Below are 24,751 nucleotides of genomic sequence, written 5' to 3' on the forward strand. Positions count from 1 at the left end.
CCTCACCCCTATCTTCTATGCTTATCGTTAAAAGATTTCTCGAGACGCTCCAGTTTGCCGGACAAACTGCCGTCATACAGCGTATCGCCGATTACGACCTTAAGTCCGCCCAGCAGGCTCTTATCCACGAGATTCGTAACACGAATCTTGCGTTTAGTAAGCTCGCTGAATTCTGCGGCCACAGTATCCTGCTCTTCTTGACTAAGCGCATAAGCAGAGTACACAGTAGCATCGCCGATACCGAGGGCGTCTCCTTCAATTTTGATGTATGTTTCCAGCAGCTCAGCAAAAATATCGGTTCTGCCCCGCTCAACCAGCAATTCCACCATGTTCATCACCGTTGGAGAGAGCTTATCCTGAAATGCTGTGCGAAGCACCTTCAGCTTGTCGGACTTGGAGATGCGCGGTGCATGAATGAACCGTTTCACCTCTTGATCGAGATGCAGTACCTCGACCACTGTCTTCAGCTGTTCTTCCACTTCAAGCGTAATTCCTTTCTCCACCGCTGCACCGTACAATGCTCTGGCGTAGCGCCCAGCAACTACCGTATCGCGGCTCATGAGCGGCCTCCTACCTCTTTGAGGTATTGATCGACAAGCTGTTCCTGCTCGCCGTCAGCCTTGACTTCTTTTTCAAGCAGCTTGGAAGCAATGCGGACCGAAGCCGTTCCAAGCTCGCTGCGCAGGGCTTCCACAGCCTTGTTCTTTTCGTTGGAAATATCGCGGACAGCCTCGTCCTTAAGACGTGCAGCCTCAGCTTTAGCTTGATCCATAAGCCGGTCTGCCTGATTGCTGCTTGTGGCCTGGGATTGTTGAATGATCTGTTGTGCCTCTTGACGCGCCTGCTGCAGAGCCTGCTTCTGTTCTTCTACATAAGCGACCGCCTGCTCTCTGGTCTTAGCTGCTTCATCCATCTGCTGCATCACCAGTTCACGGCGTTTCTCCATAACTGCGAATAATTTGCTGAATGCAAATTTGCTGAGCAGGAAGTAGAGAATTACAAATGCGGCAATTGAAAAAACTATATTCGTCCAAACTATAGTCACTGTGGTCACTCCTTTCCGTTACCGCGGTGTGCGGACATATACAAAAGTAAGGCGCGGATGGCACTTGCCCTCCCCGCCAAACCGTAAGAACGGTTTATTAAGTAAACATGATCAGGAATGCAATAACTGTTGCGGCCAACGGAATTACTTCGACGATACCTACACCGATAAACATTGTTGTCTGCAGTGCGTTACGTGCTTCCGGTTGACGAGCGATGGATTCTACCGTTTTGCTGACGATCATACCGTTACCAAGACCTGCACCGAGTGCGCCCAAACCAACCGCGATTGCTGCTGCCAAAAATTCCATTTGTAAATATCCTCCTTTAATTTTGAATCATTTAGTATTTGTTTAATGATATAAAAATCTCCCGCGAAGAGTATTCCGGCGGCTGCCGCTTTCCTCACGGCAGTTCATTAATGTGCTTCTTCCTCGTGGATCGTCATCTGCGCGATGTACACCATCGTCAGAATCGTAAAGATAAATGCCTGAAGCGCTCCTACAAAGATACTGAAGCCTTGCCAGATTGCCAAGAATGGAATACTGAGGAATCCCAGCTTCAGAATAACCGTGATCAAAACCTCACCGGCAAAAATGTTGGCAAATAGACGGATGGCAAGCGCCACCGGCTTCGCCAGATTCTCAATAATGTTCAGCGGCAAGAAAATTGGAAACGGCTCAATGTAGTGTTTGAAATAATGTTTACCATTCAGCTTAACGCCGAGGTAGTTCATCAATACAAACACGATGATCGCCAGCCCTGCGGTGACATTGATATCGGCAGTCGGCGATTTATACCACAAGATCTCCGCATGCTCGCCATGCGCCAAGTTTTTGGTCGCTTCGATTACATGTCCGAAGATGTACACCGGTTTATCAGCTTCAGTGATGAAGGAAAACGGCAGACCCAGGAGATTGGAGACAAAGATAAACAATATCAGCGTCAATCCCAGTGAAATGTAAGGTTTCCCTTTCTTCAGGTCCATGGCACTGCTGATGACTCCCTGTACAAATTCCACCACCCACTCCATAAAGTTCTGAAGTTTGGACGGATTCTCAACGGACAGGTTGCGGACAGACATCATTACCAATATGAACACTACCAGCGAACTGATTAAAAGCATCAGAACAGCGGATAAATCAATCGGTATTCCGCCGAAATAGATTAATGGCATTTCATGCATAGTATCATCCCCCTTTCTCTTTAATCTGGCTACAACTTATTCCTAATACCTAAATATATCCCCACAGGAATAGAGAGAAGCTGGGGAATGAACAGGCCGGCAATGGTTGCCTCCAGCGAGAAATGCTCGATCTTGACCGAGAACATGGTGACCAGAATCGCAAAACAGATCCGTGTAAGAAAACCAAGGCTGAATGCCTTCCCCTCGTGGTTTGCAGCCGACTTTGTTACCCGCCTTACTTTGGCGGCAAGATAACGAAAGTTGACCAATCCCGCTAACAAACCAAGCGCCATTCCCAGTGTCACGGTACGGGTCTCATGATGAAGTGCCCATCCCATTAACAATCCGGACATCACAACGAGAGTAATCCTGGTAACGGAATTGATCATGGGAGTCATATTATCCATTTTGCTCCCCCAGAAATTTTTTGATTAGCAGGACGACGTTAACGATCCCGAGAAGCATCCCGGTGATTGTACCGATGGCCAGCCAGGATTTGGGGCCGTCCATCTGGTTCTGCAGCCATCTTGCCGCAAAAAAACCTATAATAATGTAAGCGGCAAGCAAAGTGCCTGCACTTCCGATGACTAAAGCGGTCCGTCCCAGTCCGGCTTCGTCCTTTTGTTCCTTCATAGGCTACAATCCCAACTAATTTTACTGAATATCCAGACTCTTTGTCAATTCATTGAAAATTGCTCAAAAGTGCTTGAAAACATGAAAATAATCACAGCAAAGCCTACCAAAACCATATAAACCGTACAGTTTCACTGTATGCTGTTTTTATTCACTTTAGTATATTAGTCGTTGTGCCTTCAATTATTAGTTGTGAACATTCTGTGAAATTCCTCAGGACGCTCTTCAACGGCTCCAAAATGGTGCAAAATCGCATTGACAATTCTCTCGGAGGCTTTGCCGTCTCCATACGGGTTGGCGGCCCGGCTCATCGACTGATACAGATTCTGATCGGTCAAAAGAGCATGTGTCCGTTGATACACCTTCTCCTCGTCCGTTCCCACAAGCTCCAATGTTCCGGCTTCGATCCCTTCCGGGCGCTCGGTTGTATCACGCAGCACAAGCACAGGAACTCCAAAGGAGGGAGCTTCCTCCTGCAGGCCGCCGGAGTCGGTCAAAATCAGGTGGGTATGCGGATAAAAATTATGCAGATCAACGACATCCAGCGGATCAATCAGCTTAATTCTCGGGTGTCCGCCCAGTATCTCATGTGCCGGTTCCTTGACTGCCGGACTCGGATGCACAGGATAAACAATGGCTACATCTTCAAATTCATCAGCGATTCTTTTGACAGCACGGAAAATATGACGGTGCGGTTCGCCTTGAGATTCTCTGCGGTGCGCCGTCATTAAAATTAGTCTTTTTCCTGAAGCAAAATCCAGTACAGGATGCCGGTAGTCCGGCTGTACGGTATATTGAAACACATCGGTAACTGTATTGCCTGTGATATAAATGCTTGACTCTTTTTTGTTCTCGTGTCTCAAATTTCCTGCCGACAAATCTGTCGGAGCAAAGTGCAGATCCGCGAGGACTCCCGTAAGCTGGCGGTTCATTTCCTCAGGATACGGGGACAATTTATTCCAGGTCCGAAGTCCCGCCTCAACATGTCCTACTTGAATTTGCTGCAGGAAAGAGGCATAACTGGCCAAGAAAGTCGTCAATGTATCTCCATGCACCAGCACGAGATCAGGTTTGGCCTCACGCAGTACAGGTTCAAGCCCTTCCAGTACCCGAATGGTGATTTCATTCAACGTCTGGCGGTCCTTCATCACATCCAGATCGTAGTCAGGAGTGATTTTAAAGACCTCGAGCACCTGATCCAGCAGCTCACGGTGCTGCGCGGTCACACATACAACAGATTCGATGTGCTCGGGATGCCTGTTCAGTTCCAGGACCAGAGGCGCCATCTTGATCGCCTCGGGGCGCACTCCGAAAATCGTCATTACTTTAATTTTGGACATAACCCCCAGCCTCTCTTCTAAAATAGATGCTTGTTCTACGTTTATTCTATATTACTTATCTAGAGATTATTTGGTTCCATATAACCGGTCTCCGGCATCGCCAAGCCCCGGAATGATATACCCGTGTTCATTCAGATGGTCATCCAGTGCTGCCACATAGATATCCACATCAGGATGGGCTGCTTGTACAGCGGCGACACCTTCAGGGGCGGCAATCAGATTCATCATCTTAATTTGGGTACAGCCGCGGTTCTTCAAAGAAGTGATTGCTGCAATTGCAGAGCCGCCTGTTGCCAGCATCGGGTCGATAACGATCAATTCCCGTTCCTGCACATCCGTAGGAAGCTTAATGTAATATTCGACAGGCTGAAGGGTTTCCGGATCACGGAACAAGCCGACATGTCCTACTTTAGCTGCCGGAAGCAGCTTCAGAACGCCTTCAAGCATTCCCAGCCCGGCCCGCAGGATCGGTACCAAGCCCAGCATTCTTCCTGAGATAACCTTGCCCTGTGTTTCGGCCACCGGCGTCTGCACAGTAATTGTCTCCAGCGGAATATCCCGCGTGATTTCGTAAGCCATCAGTGTAGCAACTTCATCGACATGCTCTCTGAATTCTTTCGTGTTGGTCCGCACATCGCGAATAAATGTTAGTTTGTGCTGAATCAAAGGATGATCGCAAATCACCAATTTTCCCATTTCTGTCCCTCCGGTAATTGTGAGTCTTGTTCGCCATAGAAAGCGCTTTTGCTTCTTCCATGGCTAAATCCTGTCTATTATATCATCACCGGAGGCTCTTTTCACCTACGATGACTGAGCCCTTTTCATGGAAGCATAAACAAAGGCAAGCTATTCTTTCCAGTACAGTCAGGAAAATACGGAGTACTTTGGAAATAGAGTGCGCTTTAGTTTGTTCTATTTGCTGCATTTAATACTATTCACATTTTTTTCACTTATTTTAATGAAAACTCCATGAACTTTCATGAATATTTCATGACAACATCAGTCTGTTTTCAATTCTAATATGTGAACATTATGTCACATGAAGATTTCGCTTCTTTATATTATCTTCCAAAAAAACCCCCGAAGCAGCCGGGATACCGGCGCAACGGAGGCGAAAGATTTTAAGCTCGGAATAGTCTGGCCGCAAAGTGGATATTTAGTACTGGAGACCCGGATAAATCGGGTATTGATCCGTAAGCTGGGCGACCTCACGGGCCGCTTCAGTCAATTTAGCTTCATCCTTCGGATTCTTCAGCACGTTTGCGATAATGCGGCCGATTGTTACCATAGCCTGCTCGTCCATGCCGCGCGAAGTAACCGCAGGTGTTCCGATCCGGATGCCGCTGGTTACAAATGGGCTGGTAGGATCAAACGGGATTGCATTTTTGTTCACGGTAATACCGATGGAATCCAGTACTTTCTCCGCATCTTTTCCGGTAATGCTCAGATTGCGGGTATCCAGCAGCATCAGATGGTTGTCCGTACCGCCGGAAACGATGTTAACTCCTTCTCCGATCAGCGTCTCCGCAAGTACTTTAGCGTTCTTCACCACATTCTCGGCATAGGTCTTGAAGGATGGCTGCAATGCTTCGCCGAAGGAAACCGCTTTGGAGGCAATCACATGCATCAGCGGTCCGCCTTGGGAACCAGGGAATACAGCTTTATCAATGGCTGCGGCCCATGGCTGTCTGCAGAGAATCATGCCTCCGCGCGGACCACGCAAGGTTTTGTGCGTTGTTGTAGTAACGAAGTGGGCATGCGGAACCGGACTCGGATGAACACCCGCAGCAACCAGCCCGGCGATATGAGCCATATCGACCATGAACAGTGCACCTACGTCATTCGCAATGGAACCGAGTGCTGCAAAATCAATCGTCCGCGGATACGCACTTGCACCGGCTACAATCAATTTAGGACGGTGTTTGAAGGCGGCTTTGCGCACTTCATCATAATCGATCAGGAACGTGTCTTCCTGCACACCATAAGCAACAAAGTTATAAAGCAAGCCGGAGGCATTCACAGGACTGCCGTGTGTCAAATGGCCGCCATGCGCCAGGTTCATCCCCAGTACAGTATCGCCAGGATTCAGCGCGGCAAGATAAACCGCCATATTAGCTTGAGCGCCGGAATGCGGCTGCACATTGACATGTTCGGCGCCAAACAGCTGTTTGGCACGGTCGCGGGCCAGATTCTCCACGATATCTACATCTTCACAACCGCCATAGTAACGTTTGCCAGGATAACCTTCGGCGTATTTATTCGTGAGTACGGAGCCCATGGCCTCCATTACTGCTTCACTGACGATATTTTCCGAAGCGATAAGCTCAATGTTGGCACGCTGACGGCTTAGTTCCAGTCCCATGGCTTCCAGTACTGCAGGGTCACTCTTACGCAATTGTTCCATAATTTTTAATTTCCTCCCTAGTGCTTTAGTTTATGTTGTACTTATTTAATCCCTGATTGTTAATGTATTGCCTAAAAGCTGCTGCCCTGCTTAATCGCAGAGCTGTGCACCACTGGTTTCCGGTGTACGGTATACCGCACGTTCGCCGCCGATAAGAGGCGGTCTGCTCCAGGCCGCATTGACTCTGGCCGAACCGATATAGCGCAAACTCGGGCGAAACGGAACCGCTACCCGGCGCAGATGCATGCCGATCAGCGTCTCACCGATGTCAATCCCGGCATGGGCTTCCACCGTTTCAGCCAAAACAGGGTCGGACATCGAGCGGTACGCCGCGGCAGCCATTGAACCGCCGGCTCCCGGTATCGGCACCGCCGAAACCTCCCTCAGTCCGAGCGACTCCAGCAAAGAACGCTCCATGACAAGCGAACGGTTCAAATGCTCACAGCATTGGTATACGGGATGAAACCCCCGTTTATCAGCAACCTGGCGAACACCCTGCAGCAGTTGCTCTGCCACTTCAAGCGCCCCGCCGGTTCCAATCCGGACGCCGGCTACTTCGCTTGTACTGACTCCGACGACCAGGATTTTTCCCGGCCCCAGCTTGCCGGCTTCCGCCAGTTCGCCTACGACTGCTGCGGTGGCAGCAGCCAAGGAAAGCTCAGTCCCCGCCGGTTCCACCCCTTCCCCGGCTGGCCTGCCGGGAGCGCGTTCTTCCCAAGAGTCCTGCTTCATGACTTCATCCATCACTTCTGCCTCCTCAACGTTGACTGCAACTCATTTCAAGCCAAAACCGTGTTTTTACTGCAGAGGTACCGCTGCGCCACAGCAGGGAATGAACGCTGAAAGATGGTGCGCAGCTTAATCTTACATATATTTTAAACAAAAAAGAGCAGTCCGCAGGAAGCTGCGGATGTGCTCTTTTGCCCAGGCGACCGGCCGTTTATTCCAGTGCTCCATCGTGGTTTGATCCACATTTGTCGCCAGTTACACCGGAACCGGATAATATTTATTTCATCTTAAAGGAAAGGCTGCGAAAAATCAACCTTCTTTACAAATGGCGTAAGGATTCCAATTTATCGAGCAGATTGTAAAGAGCGGTACGGATTTCCGCCGCTGCCAGCTCATAATCCTCACGGGAACCGCCATAAGGGTCGGTAATATCAAAGCTTGGAATACGCTGGCGGATCTCGATTATCCGCTGCAAATCGGTCGCCTTCGGCTCACCGCCCAATGCTATGCTTAGTTCCGCATCTGCATACAAGCTGTCCAGCTCCTGAATATCACTATTAACCGCCTCTTCATCATGGACATATTCTTTCAAGGTATACGTCTTCGTAACCGCGCTAGGAAAATATTGCAGCAAATGCCGTTTATGCCCGCCTGTCAGGGTCAGCACCAGATCCGCCCAGGACACCATCTCTGCGTTCAGCTGTGAGGAGATAATCTGATCATTAATGCCCTCTTCCCGCAAGATTGCTCCAGCGTGTCTGGATATGGAAGTGCCGGAAATGGCGGATACGCCTGCAGACCGCACTTCCAGCTCGATTCCGCGTTCCTTCGCAAGTTTCCGCAGAAGCCCTTCAGCCATAGGACTGCGGCATGTATTCCCGGTGCAGACGAATAAAATATGCAGCATGCTTTCCACCTCCAAATAAAATATAAAATAAATTTCTTTTGCCGTTATTGTATCAGAAGATGAACAGCAATCCAAACGCCAGCAGGATCGCTCCGCCCAGCGCCTCCCCGTAATCGCCCAGTCCACGGCTGACCCGCCTGCCCAGCAGCAGACCGGTAATCGCCATGAGTCCCCCGCAGGCGCCAAAAGCCAGAACAGTTAAAACTATGCTATTCACAAACATGCCAAGCGATACCCCGACAGAAAAAGAGTCCACGCTTACACTCAGTGAGATAAGCAGCATGCCCCAGAAGGTCTGGTGATCCATAGACCGCGTTCCAACATGACCGGCCCGGAAAGAGTTGAACACCATATGTCCGCCGAGCAGAATTAACAGCCCCCCGGCTGCGAAAGTTGTTACCTGGCCAAGCAGATGTCCCACATAGCTGCCGGTAAACAAGCCAAGCAGCGGCATCAGCACATGAAAAAAAGCAATAAGCAGGCTGAGATGCAGCACATGCAAAAGACGGATGCCTTTCATCCCGATTCCTACACCGAGCGAAAATGCGTCCATCCCGAGTGCGATTGCCATAATGGCAATCGTTACAAGCTGGCCCCAGCCAGCATATTCCCCTGCTATGCCCATGCCTATACCCCCAAAGTCCGATAGTCTTGTACAACAACGATATGCGGACAAGACGGCAATCATGACTGAGCGGGAGAGGCCGAAGGCGGGGAAACCGCTGGGTGAAAGGATTCTGGTTAAAAATCAGGCGGCCGGGAGGGACTCGACCGGCATTGCACCGGACCGTGGTGCCCATGCGGGACTTCAACGCAGGGCACTCTGTGAGCGGAGCCGGAAATTATCCGGCGTCGATCACAGATCCACCGGCTGCTTTCATCAGCCGGTTCATGATGGCTGCGCCGAGACCGGCCTCCGGGCAAGCCTCGGCCAGGATATAGGTCGCTCCCGCTTCATCGAAGCGCCGCAACGCGGCATACAGGGAGCGCGCCCCTTCCTCCGGCGAGTCCAGCGAGCCGAGGGAGACGACGCAGGCGGCCGGAACGGCGGGATACAGGGCCCGGTGTTCCTCGAAGAGGAGCAGGCCCGTCACTTCGCCGTTCCGCTGCGCCGCCTGCAGCAGATCTGCGGCGGTCCCCGCCACGCGCTGCGGGGAATCGCCGCGCACTACGCCCAGCCAGCCGCGCGGGGCGTAGTGCGTGTACTTCATGCCCGGCGCGCGCGGCGCCGGGCTGCTGTTACCGGCGGCCTGCGCCGCGCCGGCAGGCTGGCCGGAGGCGGAGCCGGTACCGGCGTCCGCTTCAGCCCGGGCCGTGGACGGGCCGGCTGCAGCGCCGGCAAAGTCCACGGCAGCAGCCGGGGCGGTGTCCACAGCCCCGGCACCCGCAACCGCCGCCAGCTGCTCGGCGGTAATGCCGCCGGGACGGAGCACAGCGACCGTCCCGTCCGGCTGCACCTGCACGACGGTCGACTCCAGGCCGACCCCGGCGGCGCCGCCGTCCAGAACCCCGCCGATGTATCCGGCGAGGTCTTCCATCACATGGGCGGCCAGTGTCGGACTTGGCCGCCCGGAACGGTTGGCGCTGGGCGCAGCAACCGGGCAGCCGGCTGCGCTCAGCAGCGCGAGCGCAAGCGGGTGGTCAGGCATACGCACGCCGACCGTATCAAGCCCGGCCGTCACCAGCGGAGACAACACGCCGGGCCGAACCGGGAGTACGAGCGTCAGCGGACCGGGCCAAAATGCGTCGATCAATGCCGCGCCCACCGGATGCACTTCCGTCACAAGGCCATCCAGATCCGCCCGCTGCGCAATATGCACGATAAGAGGATTGTCGGAAGGGCGTCCTTTGGCCGCAAAAACCGCCTCTACTGCAGAGGTATTCCGGGCATCCGCGCCAAGCCCGTACACCGTTTCGGTCGGAAATGCGACCGTGCCGCCTTCGCGCAGCATGGCTGCAGCCGCCGTGATCGCCCGCTCATCCGCCTCACTCCGCAGTACTAGAGCCGCAGCCGGGTGATCTTCAGTTTCCTTTACGGAATCCAGTTCCCAGTAAACCGTATTCTTTATGTTTCCGCTCCGGCGCTGGGCCGCGAACGGGTAATCTTTCTGCTCTGTCATTTTTCATCACCTTATCATCTCTTTAAATCTCAAAAACGGCCCCACCAGGTGGGGCCGCAGCAAATCCGCTCAAGTTCATCCTATATCGTAACATATCTCGCAACCACGAGCCAGAAAGACTAATATCCGCTCAAGACCATAATCCGCTGATCCAGCTCCAGAGATTGTGCAGCAGCTCCCAGATAAAAAACCGCACTTTCGGGGCCGAAGCTTGTTCATCCCCATTGCCATTCTCAGCCGAAACGGTTGTCACCTTGCCCGCTTCCGCGGCCTTCACCTTGGCTCCATCCTCAGCTCCAGCAGCGGAAACAGTCTTTGCTCCTTTGGCGGAGGCAGCCGCATCTCCTGAGCCTGCATCAATGAAGCATAACGGCGGAAACAGTACGCACCACCAGTTCTGCCCTTTGCCTGCACCGAGCGTAACCCGTACCGCTTCATATTCCCCGGCCGGATACACCGTACCACCGTACATTTTGGTCGGGAAAGGAACCACACCCAGCTCCACCTTATAGGTGTACTCAATCCCCCGCTTTTCCAGTTCGTCCGCGACAAGCGCATTCAGTTCCGGCAGATGGCCCCGGATCAATGTCCGCGCCTGCTCCAGGCTCTGGGGATCTTCCAGTTCCGCTACCCACTGGTTCATTTGTTCAACAATGGAGTCCCGGATCTGGCGTTTGACCAGCTGATCGCCCGTCATATCCGAGTTCGCCAGAATGCGCAAACGGATCGAATCCTGAGGAATGGTAACCTCCGCTATCGCCGCATCACTTTTTTGCCCTTCCCAGGCCATCATCAGGATCATAAAAAAACAAACTAAAATGGCAGTATACTTAACGGTTACGCGCAAGGAATCCTGTATTCCCGGTTTATTGACATCCATCTCCAGCAGCCCCTCTCCCTATGAAACTCTTATGTCCCTAGTATGCCCGGGGAAGAGAGGCTGCAAACCTAGCAATCTATTAATTTATAATTATATAGAGTGAACTTTATAACTACCCAAAAGGGCAAAAGTAGCGGAGGGGAAATTTGGAACTGTAGGAGCGTCAGCGACCGCCTTTGTCTCCGGATTTCAACCGCATAGGTTAAATTAAGAAATCCGGGGACAACAGCGGCCGGAAGTCCAAATATTCACCGTAGATACGTCCTCGCCTCAATAGGGAAATCTTTAATTCAATCTATATAGCAGTTCGATATCCGCTATTTCGCGAATGGAATCATGCTGCTTAATTTGCCGGCAGGGGCTGAGGGAGCGGCAAGCATCGGCAGATCCTCTTCCATATCCTGTCCGTATAAAAGCACACTCATGGCAATGCCCATGCTGGCCATATTAATCAGAATCGAGGTTCCTCCATAGCTGATGAAGGGCAGGGTAATTCCCGTCAGCGGCATTAAACCGATATAAGCCCCGATATTCTCCAGAATCTGATACAGCAGCATGGCTACAATCCCTACGATGAGAAACGGCCCTGCCCGGTCCCTGCTGACAAGGGCTATCAGAATCAACCGGTGAATCAGGATAAAATAGAGCAGCAGCAGTACAGCCGATCCAACAAATCCAAATTCCTCCGCGATCTGCACAAAAATCGATTCCGAATACAAATAAGGCACCATATTGTTCTGCACGGAGCTTCCCTCAAGGTACCCCTCTCCGTTCATCCCTCCGGAAGCAATGGCAATCTTGGCATTCCGGGTCTGATAACTCGCATCCTTGCTAGCCACATCGGGAACGAGCCAAGGATCGAAGCGTCTGATAAAATGATCGCGCCCCAGGGTTTCTTTAATAAAAACTACTGCTTGATCATGATAGTTAATATAGGTCAAAATAAAACCGGTCGCCGAGCCTCCGATAATAAGCAGCCCAATCAGGGCATGTGAAAATTTAATATGGCCAATCCACAGGACGCCTAACAGAATTATGAGATAGCTCAGCGCATTGCCAAGGTCGTTCTGGCTGATGACGAGAAGAAAGGGGACCAGTGCGATCAGACTGAGCGGCACGACATCCCGCCAGAACAGCAGCTGATTTTTATTTTTGCGTACCAGCACAGCAGCCAGAAAAATAATTAAAATCAGCTTGAACAGCTCGGCCGGCTGAAAGCTTAATTCACCGACTCCGATCCACCCCTGGCCCCCGTTCTTCACCTTGCCAAAGAAGCTGACCATCAGCAGGATTCCAATGCCTATAATATAAATAAACAGCGCATATTTAACGAGCAGGCGGTAATCAAATATCATCAGCACGGCAAAGCCAACAAAACCCACCCCATAATATTTGATCATTCGAATATGCATTCCGCCCATGCCTTCTCTTCCCTGGGTGACACTATATATAGAAAAGATACTGATACACATCAACAAGAGCAGAATAACAATGATAACGCCGTCAATTTTTTTGAGCCTTTGCAGCATAGGGCGAACTCCTTAAGTTATCCGGATTTTGGACTTATGTACAACATAACCACACAGTAAAGCAGCCACTTATTCCCATTGTAAAACATTTTACAGCCCGGATACAATTTTATAGTTTAGGCCCATAATCTTCCTGATCACTCACACTCCCATTTCAAAGCTAATCATAGAAAAAAACCGCCGGAGTTCATCTGCATAGATGTTCTCCAGCGGTTTGTTATTTAGCAGTGAAACTATCCCTGCTTGGCAGGGGGAGGGTATAAAGTAGATGTCGGCAAATCCTCCTCAACATCCTGTCCATGCAGCCGCACGCTCATAACGAGGCCAATACTGGCCATATTAATCATAAGCGAGGTCCCTCCGTAGCTGACGAACGGCAATGTGATACCGGTAAGCGGCATTAAACCAATAAAAGCCCCGATATTCTCGAAGATTTGATACAGCATCATTGCGACAATCCCTACAATCAGGAAAGGCCCGCCCCGGTCTTTGCACTCCAGCGCAATCAGGATCATCCGGTGAATCAGAATAAAATAAAGCAGCAGCAGCAGCGCCGAGCCGACAAAGCCGAATTCCTCGGCAATCGCGACAAAGATAGAGTCGGAATAGGTGTACGGCACACGGTCCGTCTGTACGGAAGTCCCCTTCATATACCCTTCGCCGCTCATACCGCCCGAGGCAATTGCCAATTTGGCGTTTTTGGTATGATAACTCGCTTTGGCCGTTGCTTTATCGGGCACAAGCCAAGGATCAAACCGTTCAATCCAGTGTGAACGCCCAATATCGTCAAGGAACCCTTTAATCTCATCGTGATAGTGAATATAGCTCATAATCCCTGCGGTAGCAGCGCTGGCTATTACGAGCAGTCCAATAAGCGCATGTGAGAATTTGATATTGCCGATCCATAGCAGCCCCACCAGAATCACAAGATAAGAGAGCGCGTTACCCAGGTCATTCTGGCTGATGACGATCATAAACGGCAGCAAAGTAAGCAGGCCCAATGGTACGACATCACTCCAGAAGCGGAGTTTGTTTCTGTTCTTGCGGACAAGCACGGCTGCTAGAAAAAGAATCAGGATCAGTTTGAACAGCTCCGCGGGCTGTAGACTGAATCCTCCGAACTTAATCCAGCCCTGGGCGCCATTCTGCTCTGCGCCCACAAAGCTGACCAGAACCAGAATTCCGATCCCTGTAATATAAATATACAAAGCGTATTTAACGAGTATCCGGTAATCCACAAACGTCAGTCCGACAAAAGCAATAATGCCGAGCACATAAAATTTGATCATCCGGAGATGTGCACCGTCCAGTTTTTCCCTTCCATGCGTGACGCTGTATATGGAAAAAATGCTGACGACCATCAACAGCACTAGAATCATTACGATGACGCCGTCAATCTTTTTAATCTTCTGAAGCATATTCTGTCTCCTTACTCTGTACTGGTTCTTCCAGATTCATGCCTGCAGGGAAGTTCCGTCAAAATCTATTGTAAAGGAAGGGGCAGCAAAAATAAAATTCCATCTTCTAACACTTAACTTTCCTGCTTCCTATCGTGCGATGCCCAGCACATGGCGCGGAATTCCGGCGAGATCGTCAACGGTCACGATCTCGTTCCAGTGGCCCGCCGCCTCAAGCAGCGCGGCCACCTGCCCGGCCTGGCCTTGGCCGAGCTCAAAACCGACCAGCCGCGGCGGGGCCGGGAGCAGCGGCAGCTGCTCCATCATGCGGCGGTAAGGGTCAAGCCCGTCATCGCCGCCATCCAGCGCGGTGCGCGGCTCATGGTCGCGCACTTCGCGCTGCAGCCCGGCGATGTCGCCGCCGGGAATATACGGCGGGTTGGAGACGAGAATATCCGTCTCCATCCCCGCAAACGGCTCGAGCAGATCGCCGAGCCGCAGGTCCACCGCCGCGCCGTGCCGCACCGCGTTGCGCGCGGCCACCGCCAGTGCGCCCGGCGAGATATCGCCGGCGCAGACCACCCACGCCGGCGCTTCCGCCGCCAGCGTGACGGAGATCGCTCCGCTTCCGGCGCCGATATCGACGGCGGTCAGCGGACGGGCGGCGCGAGCGTCCCCTGCGCCGCTGCCGGGGCTGGCTTCTTTGCCGCCTGCCTCTGCGCTGGGTGCAGCCGCTTCAGCTCCTGCTGCACCGCCTGTATGCACGGAGCTGTCCGCAGCTCCCTGCGTTTCTCCCGCTCCTGCATTCACCATCCCGTCCGGCCACAGCTCCGCAGCGTAACGCAGGATGGCTTCGACGAGCAGTTCTGTCTCCGGCCGGGGGATCAGCACATCGGGCGTCACCTCAAAGGCCCGTCCGTAAAATTCCTGCTCGCCAATAATATACTGCACCGGTTCCCCCGCCGCGCGGCGGGTAATTCCGGCTTCCCAGGCATCCTTCACCGCTGCCGGAAAAGGATCAGCCAGCGCCATATAATACGCCGCCCCGGTCAGGCCCAGCACATGCTCCAGCAGAAGCTGCGCACTGCGCTGCGGCTCAACACATCCATGTCCGGCCAAAAAAGAAGAAGCCTCCGCAAAGGCTTCCCGGATGCTTTGCACGTAAGGCATGACATAAGAGTCGTGTTTCAAAGCATTATTCTCCTTTTTCCATCAATTCCGCTTGTTCCGCAATAGACAGTGCTGAGATAATCTCGGTAATATCTCCGTTCATTACTTGTTCCAGACGGTGCAGCGTAAGTCCGATCCGGTGATCGGTAACCCGGCTCTGCGGGAAGTTGTACGTACGGATACGCTCACTGCGGTCACCTGTGCCGACCTTGCTCTTCCGCTCGCCGGAATATTTAGCTTCCTCTTCCTGGCGTTTCAGATCTGAGATCCGGGCACGCAACACTTGCAGCGCTTTTTCCTTATTGGAGTTCTGCGATTTACCATCCTGACAGGTAGCCACGATGCCTGTAGGCACATGGGTTACGCGTACGGCAGACTTGGTAGTATTAACGGACTGTCCGCCTGCACCACTGGAGCAGAAGGTGTCGACACGGATGTCTTTATCATGAATCTCGATCTCAAATTCTTCAGCTTCAGGCATAACTGCAACGGTAGAAGTAGACGTATGGATACGTCCCCCTGATTCCGTCGCAGGAATACGCTGCACACGGTGTGCTCCGCTTTCGAATTTCATTTTGCTGTAGGCACCACGGCCGTTAATAAGGAAGATGACCTCCTTGAAGCCGCCCAGGTCATTTGTATTCACATCCATCAGCTCTACGCGCCAGCCTTGTGCGTCTGCATAACGGGTATACATGCGGTAGAGATCGGAGGCAAACAGAGCCGCTTCGTCTCCGCCGGCAGCGCCGCGGATTTCCACAATTACGTTCTTCTCATCATTAGGATCTTTAGGCAGCAGCAGAAGGCGGATCTTCTCCTCCAGCACGGTCTGGCGTGAGGACAGGTCGTCGATTTCCATCTTGACCATTTCCTTCATTTCATCATCGAGCTTCTCAGCCTGCATCATCTTTGCCGCTTCCAGCTCTTCCATTACATTCTTATATTCGGTATAAGCCTCAAAAGCAGGCTGCAAATCAGATTGTTCTTTGGAATAGTCCCTCAGTTTCTTACTGTCGTTTGCAACATCCGGGTCACAAAGCAGTTCACTGAGTTTCTCATAGCGGTCCGCCAGGGATTGCAATCGGTCCAACAAGGGAATTCACCTCTCCTGATTCAATTTCATATTCAATAAATAATGTTTGCATTATTAGATACAATAAAAATAGATATACGACTTTATATTATACCACCGATTATGCCAATTGGCTACAGTGCCCCCGTATAGATTTGAGGGATTTTTTAACACGGAGCTTCCGCACCTTATTATGCAGAACCTGCGGTGAGGTTATTCTCCCGTTCCAGCGAGAAATAGAAGGATAATTTATAGCTTGAAGCATATAAACACTTCTATTTTTTATAAAAAGGAGCCATCCGAAGGTGAACATTCACCCCGAAATGGCTCCCCTTCTTGACGTTTAAACGCAAAGCAAAGACTGTTTATACGTTTTATACGTTGAAACGGAAATGCATGACATCGCCGTCCTGTACCAGATATTCCTTACCTTCCAGACGCAGCTGTCCGCGTTCCTTGGCACCGTTCATCGAACCTGCGGCTACCAGATCAGCATACGCTACAACTTCCGCCCGGATGAAACCGCGCTCGAAGTCGGTATGAATGACACCGGCTGCGCCAGGTGCTTTTGTTCCGCGGCGGATGGTCCAGGCACGAACCTCTTGCACGCCGGCTGTGAAATACGTATACAATCCCAGCAGCTTGTAGGCTGCTTTGATCAGGCGGTTCAGGCCGGATTCCTGCAGGCCCAGCTCTTCAAGGAACATCGCCTTGTCTTCACCTTCCAGCTCGGCAATTTCCGCTTCCACTTTGGCGCTGATAGGCACAACCTCTGCATTCTCGGCAGCGGCAAACTCACGGACCTGTTGGACATACGGGTTATTGTCGGCACTGGACACTTCATCTTCGCCCACATTCGCCGCATACAGCACCGGCTTCAAGGTCAACAGATGCAGATCGCGCACGATCAGGAGCTCATCATCGGATAATTCTACACTGCGTGCTGGTTTATCTTCGTACAAGGCTTCCTTGATTCGTTCCAGCAGTTCAACTTCCTGGGCATACTTCTTGTCGCCGCCCTTGATATTTTTGCGGGACCGCTCAATCCGTTTCTCAAGGCTTTCCAGATCTGCCAGAATCAGTTCCAGGTTAATCGTCTGGATATCGCTGATCGGGTTCACTTTGCCGTCTACATGCGTTACATTCTCATCCACAAAGCAGCGTACGACATGAACAATGGCATCCACTTCACGGATGTGGGCCAGAAACTTGTTGCCAAGACCTTCGCCTTTACTCGCACCGCGCACAAGTCCGGCAATATCCACAAATTCAAAAGCAGTCGGAACTGTCTTGTTCGGCTGCACCAGCTCGGTCAGCTTATCCAGACGTTCATCCGGCACTTCTACAACACCGACGTTAGGGTCAATTGTACAGAAAGGATAGTTAGCGGATTCTGCTCCCGCTTGCGTAATTGCATTAAATAAAGTGGATTTACCAACGTTTGGAAGTCCAACAATTCCAGCTTTCAAAGCCATTTATATGACAACTCCTATTTTCGGTTGTATTGATCGCCCGCATAATTACTGACTTGATCTAAACCATTATATATTAGAACAAAATCTCCAGCAACAGCGGATGTCCGGGGGATGTGTCAGATAAAGGGCGGAGGCGGCAGGCTTTTTACTTGGAAGCAGCCAGCTCCAGTGCCTTCTGGATCGCTTCGTCTTTGTGCCATTCTCTGTTTTTTCCGGCATTCACAACAGCATCAGGCAAGGTCTTGAATTCATCATTTGGTGATCCATCTGCAGTCAGACCGAGCACCACCGGAAAGTTGAGCACAAATCCGCTATTGGGCAGAGCGGCGATAAGCGGTGTGGCCCCGATCCCGTCCCCGCCCGTTTTCTCGCCCACCAGGGTAGCAAACCCCGTGCTTTTGGCAAAGGTCGCAAAGCTCTCCGATGAGGAGTAAACATTCCTGTCAACGAGCAAATAGATCTCGCCTTTAAACCCTACCGGGTCGGGAGTAATATCATAGGTATTCACAAAATAAGATTTGAAATCCGTCATAGCTTCAGGTGGAAGCTTCGGCAGCTTTTCCTGCTCCAGTCCCTTAACGGGCACCTCCCCAAACCCTCTGCTTGCCAGAAACGGCTGCTCGTAATCCCCGCCTCTGAAGAGCAAATATTCTTTATACGGGAGTTTTTTATCCGTAAGCTTTGCTACAATATTGCTCATCCAGTACCACTGATCTCCACCACCGTTGCCCCGTATGTCGAGGATAAGCGTTGGATAGTCCTTGATCTCGCTTAAAAAATCCGCAATGGCCGGCCCATCCTGTTCTGTGTATTCCGTCCCGAAACTTTCCACCTGCAAATAAGCCGATTTCCCGGGTTCAAGGATTCGGTGGAAAAGGTTTAAGGATTGTGTGAGTTCAGCCTGACTTCCACGGCTGCTCTCCCCAGGTGTGGCCGCAGCTTCGACAGCTCCGTAACGATCCTTTACCTGTTTCTGCTCCAAGATATCGCTCCATGGTTTATAGACAGGATTGCCATCAAAGATCTGCCGGTAATACTGGTACATTTCTCTTTCCAGCATATAGGTATGTCCATTGTGCAAATCCGCGAGGATTTCATTTAATGCCCCATAGAACTGAAGGTCCGTCGGAGTTTCTTCAACTTTCTCCAAATACTTATCTTTGTCCGCCAGCCAATCTACACCATTTGCCCGCTTGTTCACTTCAAAAAACGGATAGTTTTCCTGCAGAATCTTGTACATGTATTCAAAATCCTCATGCTTCTGCTCCCTGGTCAAGGTGGATTCGGCCGAAAGTGCGGTTGCCGGAACTGCAGAAGGTGTAGCCGCAACCTCTGCCGCAGCGGTCCCGGAACCGGATCCTGAATCAGGATACGCGGCAGCACCATCCGGATTGCCCGAATTCCCGCCATTACAGCCGGTCAAGGCCAATAAGAGAATAAGGCTTGAACATACCGTTGCTCTGTTAGAATGAATTGTCTTTTGCATAATTTATCTCTCCTTAATAAAGACAATCATATTTTCCTTTTCATCCGAATTAAATCAGATAAGTCACATTTTTCTAATCCAAAGCGTTCTGGAGAACGCCAAAAAGACCCCTTTACGAGGTCTCTGTGTGCTGCGATGAGCCGGGCTTCTTAAAGCGTTTTGGACATGGTGATGTCCGTAACGAGGTAGCCCATCTTTTTGTACAACTCGAAAGCGCGGTTGTTCTGTCCGAAGACATGCAGGCCGATTTTGGAAACACCCAACTCCCGGGCGGACTCATCAAGCGCAAGCAGGGCCTGTTTGCCATAACCTTTGCCCTGATACGGCTCAAAAATATAAATATCATAGATGAAAGCTTCCCGTCCCGTGCGTGCTTCCGTTACATTAAACCAGATATAACCGGCCTGAGTATTACTTTCTGTTTCCATAACAGAATACAGGTAGGCCCCGTCGGTGTGAAGTCCTTTGGGCAGGAAACGCACCATCTCTTCCTGAGACTGCCTGAGCGCAGTCTCGGCATCCCATGCCCCCGCTTTGATCTTATCCTCCGCATAATCACGGGTCGATTGACTCCAGAAAAATTGAAAAGCAATTTCGTCCATTTGGACTAATTTAATCATGATTTGTAATCCTTCCTTACTCCATAATCTTCGCTCGCCCCTACTTGCGTATCAGGCGCGGGTTGCTGCGCAGAGCTGCAAGATCCGGCGCGCCAATACCGAACATCGCCGTCCTTAGCTCCAGCTCCACCTGTGCCAGCGCATGGTCCAGCGCTTCCTCAGACTGTACTGCCGGGCCCAGCAGATTCCGGCCGAAGCCGGCCAGATCAGCGCCAAGCGCCAGCGCCTTCGCCGCATCTACTCCATGCCTCAGCCCGCCGCTGCCGATAAGCGCGCCCTGCGGTGAAGCCGCCCGCACCTCGGCAATGCATTCGGCGGTAGGAATTCCCCAGTCGGCAAAGGCCTCCGCCGCCGCGCGCCGCACCGGATCGCTGCTGCGGAACTTCTCGACCTGGCTCCAGGAGGTGCCGCCTGCACCGGCCACATCGATAAAAGCCGCTCCGGCATTGTACAGCCTGACCGCTGTCTCGCCGTCGATGCCCCAGCCGACTTCTTTCACGCCTACCGGCACCTCAAGCGTCCGGCATACCTTCTCGATCTCTTGAAGCAGTGCAGCAAAACCCGTGTTGCCTTCCGGCTGAAACACCTCCTGCAGCCCGTTCAGGTGCAGCACCAGCCAGTCGGCGCCGGCAATCTCCACCGCCCGGCGGCATTCTTCCACGCCAAAGCCATAGCTTAGCTGCACAGCGCCAATATTGGCAATGACCGGAATTCCCGGGGCCATGCTGCGCACATGAAAGGTCTCGGCCAGCTCGGAGCGTTCCACAGCCGCACGCACCGAACCTACACCAAGCGCCCAGCCCCGGCGCTCGGCTGCTTCCGCCAGCCGGGCATTGATTGCCCCGGTAGCCTTGCTCCCGCCGGTCATGGAGCTGATCAGCAGCGGTGTGCGCAGCTCCCTCCCCAAGAAGGTCGTACGCAGCGCGATATCGTCAAAGTTCAGCTCCGGAAGCGCATTATGCCGGAACCGGTAATGCTCGAACCCGCTCGTTATCCCGGTGCCGCCGACCTCCTCGTTCAGGCAGAGGCGTACATGCTCAATTTTGCGCTCACCCGTTGTGGATGAAGGCAGCAGAGATGTATGCCCTGCACTGTCTGCAGTCTGCGGATCTCCGCCAGGCTCCGGGCTGAAACATTCCTTTACTTGCCGGTGCCCTTCATCCTGCGGCATATGATTCATCCTGACTCCCTCCATTTCCATAGCATGCTTCATTATAGCATCGCCGCAGAGCAATTTACAGAAAGGGGGCCCCCTTGTATCACGTCAGGACAATGGCATAAGGTATCAGAGGTTCAGCCAAACTATAGATTGGTCGATTTCGCAGCTGCTGCTTCACTTCTCCCCCACGGGCGTTAATAGGTTGTTACAATGCCAACGCAGGCTACAAGAACTGGCTTGACACTGCGGCACACTCAGGAGGATTAACCCATGAATCGACGCAAACATCCCATTATGCCCGGAACCCTTCAATCTACTTGTAATATGGAACTGGACTCATCCTTTGCTGCAAAAAAACGCCTCTTCCCACGCCGCCGCTTATGGCTGCTTGCTGCTGTGCTAGTGTTATGGTTAGCCGGTGTAATGATTTACCAGACCCATAAACCGTTGCCTCCGGGCCTTTCTTCTGAAAGCCCGGTGTACAAGGTTCAAAATGTGCACTTTTGGCATGATTTGACCTACCAGGGCGACAACGGGTCGCAGCACCGGGAAGAGCAGATCCTGCCGAGGATGCTGCAAATTATCGAAGAGTCGCGGGAGTTTCTGGTCGTTGACTTATTTCTGTTCAATGGGTATACCCATAAGGATCAGCAGTTTCCTGCGGTCAGCCGGGAGCTTTCCGATAAGCTTATCGCGCAGAAAATAGCGTACCCCGCTATGGATGTTGTCTTTATCACCGATGAGGTCAACACTAATTACGGCTCTGCCCCCAATCCTCTGCTGGAAGAGATGAGAGCCGCGGGAATCAAAGTCATTCTGACTGATGTAGACGCGCTGCGCGACTCTACTCCTGCCTACTCAGCCGTATGGCGGACCTTTATCCAGTGGTTTGGGCAGACCGGTACAGGCTGGATTCCTAATCTTATGGCCAGCGGAGGGCCTGATATCACAGCCCGCTCATATATGAAGCTGCTGAATGTAAAGGCCAATCACCGCAAAGTTGTAGTCAGCGAGAATACAGCTTTGGTATCCTCCGGCAATGTCCATGATGCCAGTGCTTATCATTCCAATATCGCGCTGGAGGTAAGCGGTCCCGTTATCGCTGATATCCTGAAGACTGAGCAGGCCGCAGCAGACCTGTCCGGAGCAGGTCCGCTGCTTGGCAAAGACCCAATACTCACGGGGAGCGAAACTGCAGCAGACGGTCCGCTGGAGGTACGATATTTAACCGAGGGCAAGGTAAACAAATACGCCCTTGAAGGAATCCGTGCGGCCCAGAAGGGCGACATCCTCTGGATGGGCATGTTCTATCTTGCCGACGACACCATTATTGATGCACTGCAGGAAGCATCCGCACGCGGCGCAGAGGTGCGCCTCCTGCTGGACCCGAACCAAAACGCCTTCGGCCGTGATAAAATCGGCATCCCGAACCGTCCGGTGGCCTGGGAACTGAACCGGCGTTCGGATGGCAACATTGCCATCCGCTGGTACAATACGGGCAAGGAGCAGTATCATACCAAACTCTTGTTCATTGCCAAAGCGACCGGCAACTCAATCGTCCTGGGCGGCTCCACCAACTTCACGGCCCGCAACCTGGACGACTACAATCTGGAGAATAATCTCTGGGTATCCGTGCCGCAGGATCAGCCGCTCTATGCGGAGATGGAGAGCTACTTCAACACACTTTGGAACAACGAGGGGGCGGAATACAGCCTGCCCTTGGAGGATTACCAAAGCGAGGTGACCTGGCTCAAATATATTATTTACCGTATGCAGACCCGCTTGGGTCTGACAACATTCTGATCTACAGAAACATCAAGCAGTTCCTGTTTCTTATATTTTCAAAAAAACGCCGGAAAGCTGCACTCAGCTTCTTCCGGCGTTTTTTTACTTGTCCGTGATCATTCCGTACTCAGAGCAGCGGCGACATCAGCCGGGCTGCAGATTCCAGCATCCGCTCAAGGAGACGTTTATTCATGAAGGTCTCATGCACAATCTGGCGGGTAGACAGCAGATCCCGTTCAAAATCAGCAACGATCCGGGAGACGCTCTCTGTCTGCAGCAGCAGCGCATTGACCTCGAAGTTCAAGTGAAAGCTGCGCATGTCCATGTTTGCAGTACCAATTGTGGCTATCTCGCCATCGGTAATCAGCAGCTTGGAGTGAATGAAGCCCTTCTCGTATTCGTAGATCTTCACACCCGATTCCAGCAAGGCCGGGAAGTAGGAATGCGACGCCAGAAACGGCAGCCATTTATCCGGTTTGGCGGGGAACAGCAGCCGCACATCAAGTCCGGACATTGCCGCTACACGCAGTGCGGTCAAGATATCCTCATCCGGAATAAAGTACGGGCTGGCAATCCAGACCGATTTCTCGGCGGAGGTAATCATGGAGAAAAAGATATTCTTCAGCGCACGCCGTTCGTTATCCGGTCCGCTGGCAATAATCTGCACAGCTCCATCCCCGGCTGTGAACCGCAGCTGTGGCGAGAGATAGTCCTGCTCCAGTATTTTCTCACCCGTTGTATGCATCCAGTCCTGCAGGAAGATAATCTGCATCGTACGTACTGCCTCACCTCTAAGCAGCATGTGGGTATCGCGCCAGAAGCCGTACGTCTTGCTGCGGCTTAAGTATTCATCACCAACATTAAGCCCGCCCATAAATCCGACATCGCCGTCTATGACAACAATTTTGCGGTGATTCCGGTAATTAACCCTGCTGGAGAAAAAAGAGGTGGAATTGCCGTATGAGGCAACCTGTACTCCTGCATCGCTTAATTCCTTAAGAAACGCTTTGGAAAGCTGAATACTTCCTACGGCGTCGTACATAAATCTGACCGTAACCCCCGCACGGGCCTTCTCAATCAGAATCTGCTGAATACGGGTGCCGATATGGTCGGCCCGAAAAATATAATATTCCATATGAATATGATGCTGAGCCTGCCGCAGCTCCAGCAGCAGGGTGCCGAAGGTTTCTTCCCCATTGGTAAGAATCCGCGTTTCTGAATTAAAAGAAACCGGCGTCCGAGCGAGCCTTTGTGATAATCCCAGCAGCTTCTGGTGGGCAGGATCAAAGACCGACCAGTCCTGGTGCATGCGCAGGGCATCATTTTCAATCCGTTCATAAGCCATGAGGTCCCGCTGGGCCTTCTTATCATATTTACGCCGTTTGAACACATTTTGTCCGAACAGGAAATAAAAGACGAGTCCCACTACCGGAATCAGCGCAAGCAGCAGAATCCAGGCCATCGTTGTGGAGGGGTTGCGATTCTCCATAAAAATCCCTAGCCCGATCGAGATGACGGTCAACGTGGAGAAAATACTGATGATCGTACCGGCGGTACTTCCAAGTAAACCAAAACCAAAATAATAAAATGCCAGCAAAGCCCCGATAATGATTATCGCCTGCAATCCTCTTCTCATATGCAACCTACCTTCTCTTTCTTCCGTACATCACTAAAATGACACATTTATATATTACATGAATAATCTCTTTCTTCCTACTGGAATCGTCTGCAAAACACAAATTACAATAATAAGCTAGACTCTCCATACAGAAATTTGTATTGCCGCAAAATATATAATATAATCGGCTTGACCTT

General features: G+C 51.8%; 24 protein-coding genes and 1 riboswitch. Of the genes, 1 reads left to right on the top strand and 23 read right to left on the bottom strand.

The window, feature by feature from the left end:
* Positions 1-8 precede the first annotated feature (8 nt).
* The 22 genes from H70357_RS31595 to fni all read right to left on the bottom strand — a co-directional run bounded on the left by H70357_RS31595 (position 9) and on the right by fni (position 21,163).
* Positions 9-560, bottom strand: a complete 552-nt coding sequence (locus H70357_RS31595; RefSeq protein WP_038597419.1) for a F0F1 ATP synthase subunit delta — start codon at positions 558-560, stop codon at positions 9-11.
* A complete protein-coding gene (gene atpF, locus H70357_RS31600) occupies positions 557-1,045 on the bottom strand; it encodes a F0F1 ATP synthase subunit B (protein WP_038597421.1) in 489 nt (162 codons plus the stop codon). The genes H70357_RS31595 and atpF overlap by 4 nt, the downstream gene beginning before the upstream one ends.
* Before the next feature lie 97 nt (positions 1,046-1,142).
* Positions 1,143-1,355 carry a F0F1 ATP synthase subunit C gene (gene atpE, locus H70357_RS31605; RefSeq protein WP_036699216.1) on the bottom strand — a complete coding sequence of 71 codons (213 nt, stop codon included), beginning with the start codon at positions 1,353-1,355 and terminating at the stop codon, positions 1,143-1,145.
* A gap of 107 nt (positions 1,356-1,462) precedes the next feature.
* Positions 1,463-2,230, bottom strand: coding sequence for a F0F1 ATP synthase subunit A (atpB, locus tag H70357_RS31610; protein WP_038597425.1), 768 nt, complete (start codon positions 2,228-2,230; stop codon positions 1,463-1,465).
* 29 nt (positions 2,231-2,259) lie between these two features.
* Positions 2,260-2,637, bottom strand: coding sequence for an ATP synthase subunit I (locus tag H70357_RS31615; RefSeq protein WP_038597428.1), 378 nt, complete (start codon positions 2,635-2,637; stop codon positions 2,260-2,262).
* On the bottom strand, positions 2,630-2,863 hold the full coding sequence (locus H70357_RS31620; RefSeq protein ID WP_052092354.1) for an AtpZ/AtpI family protein: 234 nt from the start codon (positions 2,861-2,863) through the stop codon (positions 2,630-2,632). Before H70357_RS31620 ends, H70357_RS31615 begins: the two co-directional genes overlap by 8 nt.
* A 179-nt stretch (positions 2,864-3,042) precedes the next feature.
* Complete coding sequence (wecB, locus tag H70357_RS31625) at positions 3,043-4,203, bottom strand: non-hydrolyzing UDP-N-acetylglucosamine 2-epimerase (protein WP_038597431.1); 1,161 nt, start codon at positions 4,201-4,203, stop codon at positions 3,043-3,045.
* 66 nt (positions 4,204-4,269) lie between these two features.
* Positions 4,270-4,899, bottom strand: coding sequence for a uracil phosphoribosyltransferase (gene upp / locus H70357_RS31630; protein ID WP_038597434.1), 630 nt, complete (start codon positions 4,897-4,899; stop codon positions 4,270-4,272).
* A 460-nt stretch (positions 4,900-5,359) separates the two neighbouring features.
* Complete coding sequence (glyA, locus tag H70357_RS31635) at positions 5,360-6,610, bottom strand: serine hydroxymethyltransferase (RefSeq protein WP_038597437.1); 1,251 nt, start codon at positions 6,608-6,610, stop codon at positions 5,360-5,362.
* A gap of 87 nt (positions 6,611-6,697) precedes the next feature.
* Entirely contained in the window at positions 6,698-7,351 is a 654-nt protein-coding gene (locus H70357_RS31640; RefSeq protein ID WP_081966020.1) for a TIGR01440 family protein, read from the bottom strand.
* Between the two features lie 171 nt (positions 7,352-7,522).
* Positions 7,523-7,605, bottom strand: a riboswitch (ZMP/ZTP riboswitch).
* Positions 7,606-7,655: 50 nt separating this feature from the next.
* Positions 7,656-8,243, bottom strand: a complete 588-nt coding sequence (locus tag H70357_RS31645; RefSeq protein ID WP_038597440.1) for a low molecular weight protein arginine phosphatase — start codon at positions 8,241-8,243, stop codon at positions 7,656-7,658.
* A 52-nt stretch (positions 8,244-8,295) separates the two neighbouring features.
* Positions 8,296-8,868, bottom strand: a complete 573-nt coding sequence (locus tag H70357_RS31650) for a manganese efflux pump MntP (RefSeq protein WP_038597443.1) — start codon at positions 8,866-8,868, stop codon at positions 8,296-8,298.
* A 217-nt stretch (positions 8,869-9,085) separates the two neighbouring features.
* Positions 9,086-10,363, bottom strand: coding sequence for an L-threonylcarbamoyladenylate synthase (locus H70357_RS31655; RefSeq protein WP_038597446.1), 1,278 nt, complete (start codon positions 10,361-10,363; stop codon positions 9,086-9,088).
* A gap of 130 nt (positions 10,364-10,493) precedes the next feature.
* Entirely contained in the window at positions 10,494-11,243 is a 750-nt protein-coding gene (gene spoIIR / locus H70357_RS31660) for a stage II sporulation protein R (RefSeq protein WP_231578348.1), read from the bottom strand.
* Between the two features lie 317 nt (positions 11,244-11,560).
* Positions 11,561-12,772, bottom strand: coding sequence for an FtsW/RodA/SpoVE family cell cycle protein (locus tag H70357_RS31665; RefSeq protein ID WP_038597448.1), 1,212 nt, complete (start codon positions 12,770-12,772; stop codon positions 11,561-11,563).
* 233 nt (positions 12,773-13,005) lie between these two features.
* Complete coding sequence (locus H70357_RS31670; protein WP_038597451.1) at positions 13,006-14,190, bottom strand: FtsW/RodA/SpoVE family cell cycle protein; 1,185 nt, start codon at positions 14,188-14,190, stop codon at positions 13,006-13,008.
* A gap of 129 nt (positions 14,191-14,319) precedes the next feature.
* Positions 14,320-15,339, bottom strand: a complete 1,020-nt coding sequence (locus H70357_RS31675) for a N5-glutamine methyltransferase family protein (protein WP_038600999.1) — start codon at positions 15,337-15,339, stop codon at positions 14,320-14,322.
* Positions 15,340-15,364: 25 nt separating this feature from the next.
* The gene (gene prfA / locus H70357_RS31680; RefSeq protein WP_038597454.1) at positions 15,365-16,432 is read right to left on the bottom strand and encodes a peptide chain release factor 1; all 1,068 of its coding nucleotides are present in this window, start codon (positions 16,430-16,432) and stop codon (positions 15,365-15,367) included.
* A 353-nt stretch (positions 16,433-16,785) separates the two neighbouring features.
* Positions 16,786-17,886, bottom strand: a complete 1,101-nt coding sequence (gene ychF, locus H70357_RS31685; protein WP_038597457.1) for a redox-regulated ATPase YchF — start codon at positions 17,884-17,886, stop codon at positions 16,786-16,788.
* 145 nt (positions 17,887-18,031) lie between these two features.
* On the bottom strand, positions 18,032-19,372 hold the full coding sequence (locus H70357_RS31690) for a S41 family peptidase (protein WP_052092355.1): 1,341 nt from the start codon (positions 19,370-19,372) through the stop codon (positions 18,032-18,034).
* 149 nt (positions 19,373-19,521) lie between these two features.
* The gene (locus H70357_RS31695; protein ID WP_038597459.1) at positions 19,522-19,992 is read right to left on the bottom strand and encodes a GNAT family N-acetyltransferase; all 471 of its coding nucleotides are present in this window, start codon (positions 19,990-19,992) and stop codon (positions 19,522-19,524) included.
* Positions 19,993-20,032: 40 nt separating this feature from the next.
* Positions 20,033-21,163: a type 2 isopentenyl-diphosphate Delta-isomerase gene (gene fni / locus H70357_RS31700; RefSeq protein WP_052092745.1), complete on the bottom strand. Its 1,131-nt coding sequence runs from the start codon at positions 21,161-21,163 to the stop codon at positions 20,033-20,035.
* A gap of 312 nt (positions 21,164-21,475) precedes the next feature.
* On the opposite strand from fni, the gene H70357_RS31705 reads away from it, so the two are divergent.
* Complete coding sequence (locus H70357_RS31705) at positions 21,476-22,954, top strand: phospholipase D family protein (protein ID WP_038601005.1); 1,479 nt, start codon at positions 21,476-21,478, stop codon at positions 22,952-22,954.
* 109 nt (positions 22,955-23,063) lie between these two features.
* On the opposite strand, the gene cls is transcribed toward H70357_RS31705, so the two are convergent.
* Positions 23,064-24,572 carry a cardiolipin synthase gene (gene cls, locus H70357_RS31710; RefSeq protein WP_038597465.1) on the bottom strand — a complete coding sequence of 503 codons (1,509 nt, stop codon included), beginning with the start codon at positions 24,570-24,572 and terminating at the stop codon, positions 23,064-23,066.
* Positions 24,573-24,751 lie beyond the last annotated feature (179 nt).

The organism is Paenibacillus sp. FSL H7-0357 (assembly GCF_000758525.1).
Lineage (GTDB): Bacteria > Bacillota > Bacilli > Paenibacillales > Paenibacillaceae > Paenibacillus_AQ.

Coding starts and splice junctions, on each gene's coding strand:
- H70357_RS31595 (WP_038597419.1), bottom strand. CDS start 560: ATGAGCCGCGATACGGTAGTTGCTGGGCGCTACGCCAGAGCATTGTAC.
- atpE (WP_036699216.1), bottom strand. CDS start 1,355: ATGGAATTTTTGGCAGCAGCAATCGCGGTTGGTTTGGGCGCACTCGGT.
- atpB (WP_038597425.1), bottom strand. CDS start 2,230: ATGCATGAAATGCCATTAATCTATTTCGGCGGAATACCGATTGATTTA.
- H70357_RS31615 (WP_038597428.1), bottom strand. CDS start 2,637: ATGGATAATATGACTCCCATGATCAATTCCGTTACCAGGATTACTCTC.
- H70357_RS31620 (WP_052092354.1), bottom strand. CDS start 2,863: ATGAAGGAACAAAAGGACGAAGCCGGACTGGGACGGACCGCTTTAGTC.
- wecB (WP_038597431.1), bottom strand. CDS start 4,203: ATGTCCAAAATTAAAGTAATGACGATTTTCGGAGTGCGCCCCGAGGCG.
- upp (WP_038597434.1), bottom strand. CDS start 4,899: ATGGGAAAATTGGTGATTTGCGATCATCCTTTGATTCAGCACAAACTA.
- H70357_RS31640 (WP_081966020.1), bottom strand. CDS start 7,351: ATGGATGAAGTCATGAAGCAGGACTCTTGGGAAGAACGCGCTCCCGGC.
- H70357_RS31645 (WP_038597440.1), bottom strand. CDS start 8,243: ATGCTGCATATTTTATTCGTCTGCACCGGGAATACATGCCGCAGTCCT.
- H70357_RS31650 (WP_038597443.1), bottom strand. CDS start 8,868: ATGGGCATAGCAGGGGAATATGCTGGCTGGGGCCAGCTTGTAACGATT.
- H70357_RS31655 (WP_038597446.1), bottom strand. CDS start 10,363: ATGACAGAGCAGAAAGATTACCCGTTCGCGGCCCAGCGCCGGAGCGGA.
- spoIIR (WP_231578348.1), bottom strand. CDS start 11,243: ATGGATGTCAATAAACCGGGAATACAGGATTCCTTGCGCGTAACCGTT.
- H70357_RS31665 (WP_038597448.1), bottom strand. CDS start 12,772: ATGCTGCAAAGGCTCAAAAAAATTGACGGCGTTATCATTGTTATTCTG.
- H70357_RS31670 (WP_038597451.1), bottom strand. CDS start 14,190: ATGCTTCAGAAGATTAAAAAGATTGACGGCGTCATCGTAATGATTCTA.
- H70357_RS31675 (WP_038600999.1), bottom strand. CDS start 15,339: ATGCCTTACGTGCAAAGCATCCGGGAAGCCTTTGCGGAGGCTTCTTCT.
- ychF (WP_038597457.1), bottom strand. CDS start 17,886: ATGGCTTTGAAAGCTGGAATTGTTGGACTTCCAAACGTTGGTAAATCC.
- H70357_RS31690 (WP_052092355.1), bottom strand. CDS start 19,372: ATGCAAAAGACAATTCATTCTAACAGAGCAACGGTATGTTCAAGCCTT.
- H70357_RS31695 (WP_038597459.1), bottom strand. CDS start 19,992: ATGATTAAATTAGTCCAAATGGACGAAATTGCTTTTCAATTTTTCTGG.
- fni (WP_052092745.1), bottom strand. CDS start 21,163: ATGCCGCAGGATGAAGGGCACCGGCAAGTAAAGGAATGTTTCAGCCCG.
- H70357_RS31705 (WP_038601005.1), top strand. CDS start 21,476: ATGGAACTGGACTCATCCTTTGCTGCAAAAAAACGCCTCTTCCCACGC.
- cls (WP_038597465.1), bottom strand. CDS start 24,572: ATGAGAAGAGGATTGCAGGCGATAATCATTATCGGGGCTTTGCTGGCA.